Origin of the sequence: Bradyrhizobium sp. (assembly GCF_019242285.1) — a bacterium.
GTDB lineage: Bacteria > Pseudomonadota > Alphaproteobacteria > Rhizobiales > Xanthobacteraceae > Bradyrhizobium.
This window is the reverse complement of the sequence record NZ_JAFAVV010000080.1, coordinates 1-4,560: the sequence shown is the minus strand read 5'-3', so window position 1 is coordinate 4,560 and position 4,560 is coordinate 1. Positions and strand designations below refer to the sequence as shown.

Genomic DNA, 4,560 nt, shown 5'->3' with positions numbered 1-4,560 from the left:
ACAGGCTATTGCGATTTGCGATTCGGCGGGGATCGGCGTCAGCGTGGATACCAACCCCTACACGGTCTTGGGCGATACCGCGTGCTGCCACATCGCCGCGATCGCCCGCACGCCGTACCCGGTCGATTGCGAGGGGCACGTGAGCTTCCTCGACATCGGCACCCCGAACCCGTTCCGCGGCGGTATCACGTTCGAGAGCGCCCGCGCCAGGCTGCCCGATGCGCCTGGCCTCGGGGTGGACGTCGATTGGACCGCGCTGGCGGAGCACCAGCGCCAGCATGCGGCCTGAGGATCCGCCACCGTCGAAGCGCGCCGGCAGAGTACGGTCAATCCTGGTCACCGGCTCTGGGAGCGGCATCGGCGCGGCGATCGCGCGCAGGCTTGCGCGGCCCGGGGCCGGCATCCTGCTACACGCGCACACCAACCGCGAAGGGTGCGAGCTTGTCGCGTCGCAGTTGCGCGACGCCGGCGCCGAGACGGAGGTCCTGCTCGGCGACCTCGCCGAGCAGGAAACCGGCGGACGCCTGGTTGCGCGCGCCGTGGCGCGGTTCGGCGGGCTCGACGTCGTCATCGCGAATGCCGGGTTTCCGGACCGAAGGGAAATCGGCGTGCTCGACAGGGCCGGCCTCGACCACTGCCTGGCCGTGATCACCGGCGGGTTCTTCGAGCTAGTGAGCGCGGCGGAACCGTATCTACGGCAGGCGAGCGACCCGCGCGTCATCGCGATCAGCTCCCACAACGCGCATGTGTTTCGCAACGATTATCCGAACTATCCTGCCTCAGGGGCCGCGAAGGCGGGATTGGAGGCGATGGTGCGCGCGATCTCGGTACCGTTCGCGGCGTCCGGCATCACGGTCAATGCCGTGGTTCCAGGCCTGATCCGCAAAGAAGGGGATCAGCAATTCCTGAGCGCGGCGGAATGGCGCGATTTCGCGGGCAAGATCCCGCTCGGGCGCATCGGTGAGCCCAGCGAGGTGGCGGCGCTCGTGGCTTTCCTGGCCTCGCCCGACGCCTCCTATGTGACCGGCCAGATCGTGCACGTTAACGGCGGCCTGATCTGAGCCTCCGCCTTCTGGCTCACGAGGCGGGCTTGCGTCCTTCGCCGGGCCAGGCATCGCCGAGCCGAAAACCGTTCGGAAACGGGTCGGAGGGGTCGAGCACGTATTGATGGAAAGCGGTGATCCAAGCGCTGCCGGTGATGGAAGGCCGGATCGCGGGAATGCCGCCCACGTCGGTGACGCCGAGCACAGCGGCGATGAACTCGGTCCCGAGCAGGGATTCGTGGACAAAGGTCTCGCCGACCTCGATCTGGTTCCGTGCATGCATCACGGCGAGCCGGGCGGAGGTGCCGGTGCCGCACGGCGAGCGGTCGAGGCGGCCGGGCGAGACGATCACGCCGTTGCGGGAACGCTTCCCGCCGGGGCCGTCGCGCAGCGGAGCCGCGAACAGAGTCTGGTTGATGGTATGGATGTCGGGGTTTTCCGGGTGCACGGCGGGGACCTGCTCGGCGGCGGCGGCCTTGATGCGCTCGCCGACCTCGACGAGCGCGGCCGCTTCCGGAGGCACGACCTCGAAGCCGACTGACGCGGCGTCGACCAGGGCGTAGATCATGCCGCCGTAAGCCACATCGACCTTGATCGCGCCGAGCCCTGGGACCTCGACATGGCGGTCGAGCGCGAAGACGAAGGCCGGGACGTTGTCGAAGGTGACGCTTTCGCACTTGCCGTCGCGGCACTGCGCCACCACGGGAACGAGTCCGGCGGGCGCTTCAAGCGTCAGCCGCGTCACGGGCTCCTGCATGGGGATCATTCCGGTCTCCAGCAGGGCGGTGACCGTGCAGATGGTGTTACTGCCCGACATCGGCACGTAATAGTCGGACTCGATGATGATGAAGCCGACATCCGCGCGCTCGTCGGCCGCCGGCACCACGAGGTTGACGCACTGGCTCACACGGCCCCGCGGCTCCTGTAGCAGGAAGAGCCGGAGCCAGTCGTGCTTGGCTTGTAGGCAACGCATCTTTTCGAACACGGTCCGGCCAGGCACGTCGAGCACGCCCCCGACTATCACCTCGTTCAGCTCGCCGGCGACATGCACGCCGATCACGTTGATCATTCGACTGAAGCGCATCGCTCCTCCCTGCAAAATCTGGACACGTTCCCGGCGTCGTGCAAGAAATTACGTGCGTGCTTATCCAATAGGGGCGACACGGATGCACATAAACAGTCAGACGGGAGAGCTGCCGGACGGCGACGCACGGTCCAGAACCCTCGGCTGAGCAGCCGTGCTCGAGGTCGACTCCGTCTCCAAATCCTTCGCCGCTCTTCGCGCTCTGCAGGAGGTGAGCCTGCGCGTAGGAGGGGGCGAGATTGTCGGCCTGATCGGTCCCAACGGTTCCGGCAAGAGCACGCTGTTCGACATCATCACCGGCTTTCAGCGGCGCGACGAAGGCAAGGTCCTCTTCCAGGGAGCGCCGATCCACGCTTCCTCCCCCGATGCGATCGCCAGGCTTGGCTTGATCCGCACTTTCCAACATTCGGAAGGTGGTCAGCGCATGACGGCGCTCGACAACCTGATGGCGGCCGCGCGCAATCAGATCGAGGCCAACCTGCCGAGCGCACTGCTGTTGCTGCCGCGAGTGCTGCGGCTCGAGCGCGCCAATGTCGCTCGAGCCAAGGAGATTCTATCCCTGCTCGGCCTTAGCGCCATCGGCAACGAACATGTCGGCAATATCTCGGGCGGCCAGCGCAAGCTTGTCGATCTCGGCCGCATTCTGATGGCCAAGCCGCAACTCTGCCTGCTTGACGAGCCGACGGCCGGCGTCAATCCGTCGCTGATCAATGTGGTGATCGACACGCTGATCGTCATGCGCCGGGACGAGGGGATCACGCTGCTGATCGTCGAGCATAACATGCGGGCGGTCAGCGAACTCTGCGACAAGGTCTATGTGCTCGCAGCCGGCAGGGTCATCGCGGAGGGCACACCGGCGGAAATTCAGAACGAGGAGGCCGTCATTTCCTCCTATCTCGGCTCACGCCGCGCGGCCTACCAATGACGCCGCTCCTGCAGACCAGCGGGTTGCGTTGTGGCTATGGGGCCGATGAGGTCATCCACGGAGTGGATTTGGTGGTCTCACCCGGCGAGATCGTCACCATCCTCGGTCCGAACGGTTGCGGCAAGACGACCCTGGTCAAGGCGATCCTTGGCTATGTGCGCACGACAAAAGGCTCGATATCCTTCCGCGGCCAGGACCTCACGCGCCTGCGGCCGATCGAGCGGGTTGCGCGCGGCATCGGCTACGTGCCGCAGCTCCTGAACACCTTCAGGCCGCTGACGGTAACAGAAAATTTGGAGATCGGCGGCTATAGGCTGCGGCGGCAGGAGCGAAGCGCGGCGATCCAGCGCATGTTCGCGCTGTTTCCGCTGCTCGCGGACCGCCGGGGGCAGCGCGCAGCCACGCTTTCCGGTGGTGAGCGGCAGCTGCTGGCCATGGCGCGAGCGCTGATGGTCTCGCCGGAGATGATCATCCTCGACGAGCCGTCGGCCGGGCTGTCGCCGCTGCGCGCGGACGAGGTGTTCCAGCATGTGCGGGCCATCGCCGAGGCCGGCTTTGCCGTAGTTATCGTGGAGCAGGACGTGCATCGCGCACTGGAGGTGTCGGCGCGCGCCTATGTGCTCGTCACCGGGCTCGTCGCCATGCATGGCCCGGCGGCTGCGGTCGCCGCGGACGAACGGATCCGGGCGGCGTATCTGGGCGCCCGCGAGACATTCTCGCCAGGTCGAGTGGTGCATTGAGCGGGAATAGGGGGAGGCGAAGCCGATGGACGTCGTGAATACGAACAGGGCGGTGGAACGCCGTTCGATGCTGAAGGCGGCTGCGGCCGCCAGCGCGGCTGCATTGCCGTTTGGTACCGAAGCGCGAGCGCAGACGCAGGAGCCCGTCAAGATCGGCGTGATCATCGGGCTGACCGGATCGGCGGCGGTCGCCGGCAACGACAGCTACCGGGCGTTGAAGCTGGGAACGGAGGAGATCAACCGGGCCGGCGGCGTTCTCGGACGGCCGATCACCCTGATCGCCGAGGACGACGAGGGACGACCGAAGTCGGGCGTCGAGGCGGCGAACAAGCTCGCCGACGTCGACAAGGTCGCGGCATGCATCGGCGCCTATCAGAGCTCGATCGCACTGCCGGTCGGCCGGGTGCTGAACGAGAAGGGCGTTGTCTGGGTGACGGACGCCACCACCAATGACCTCAAGACGGTCGGCCCCTACGTGTTCAACACCGCGGGCATCGCCGAACAGGCCGTCGCGCTGGTTGATTTCGTCAAGTCCGACAAGCCGAGCGCCAAGAAACTAACTGGCATCTTCCAGAACAACCCGATCGGCCAGGACCGCGCCAAGGTCAGCGAGCAGCGCGCGAGCGAGCTCGGCCTCGGCTGGATTCCGGCGCTGCTCTACCAGCCCGGCGCGACCGACTTCCGCACCGAGCTGCAGACCATCGTCAATTCCGGCGCCGACGCCATCCTGACCGACATCTACGACAGCGACGCTCCGATCATCCAGCG

Annotated in this window: 5 protein-coding genes and 1 pseudogene; 5 read left to right on the top strand and 1 reads right to left on the bottom strand. The window is 66.5% G+C overall.

Annotated elements, in window-relative coordinates; translation table 11 throughout:
• Both JOY90_RS03330 and JOY90_RS03325 read left to right on the top strand, forming a co-directional pair.
• Positions 1 to 289, top strand: a pseudogene (locus JOY90_RS03330) (hypothetical protein); the annotation flags it as partial.
• The gene (locus JOY90_RS03325; RefSeq protein ID WP_291689744.1) at positions 279 to 1,061 is read left to right on the top strand and encodes an SDR family NAD(P)-dependent oxidoreductase; all 783 of its coding nucleotides are present in this window, start codon (positions 279 to 281) and stop codon (positions 1,059 to 1,061) included. The pseudogene JOY90_RS03330 and the gene JOY90_RS03325, both read left to right, overlap by 11 nt.
• 16 nt (positions 1,062 to 1,077) lie before the next feature.
• Here JOY90_RS03325 and JOY90_RS03320 read toward each other — a convergent pair whose 3' ends face one another.
• Positions 1,078 to 2,127: a proline racemase family protein gene (locus JOY90_RS03320; protein WP_291689743.1), complete on the bottom strand. Its 1,050-nt coding sequence runs from the start codon at positions 2,125 to 2,127 to the stop codon at positions 1,078 to 1,080.
• Between the two features lie 154 nt (positions 2,128 to 2,281).
• Between JOY90_RS03320 and JOY90_RS03315 the strand changes: the two genes are divergently transcribed.
• The 3 genes from JOY90_RS03315 to JOY90_RS03305 all read left to right on the top strand — a co-directional run.
• Positions 2,282 to 3,052, top strand: a complete 771-nt coding sequence (locus tag JOY90_RS03315) for an ABC transporter ATP-binding protein (protein ID WP_291689742.1) — start codon at positions 2,282 to 2,284, stop codon at positions 3,050 to 3,052.
• Positions 3,049 to 3,792 (top strand): ABC transporter ATP-binding protein, encoded by a 744-nt coding sequence (locus JOY90_RS03310; RefSeq protein ID WP_291689741.1) that lies wholly within the window; start codon positions 3,049 to 3,051, stop codon positions 3,790 to 3,792. Before JOY90_RS03315 ends, JOY90_RS03310 begins: the two co-directional genes overlap by 4 nt.
• A gap of 34 nt (positions 3,793 to 3,826) precedes the next feature.
• The coding region (locus JOY90_RS03305; protein ID WP_291689740.1) for an ABC transporter substrate-binding protein at positions 3,827 to 4,560 on the top strand (734 nt) is incomplete at its 3' end.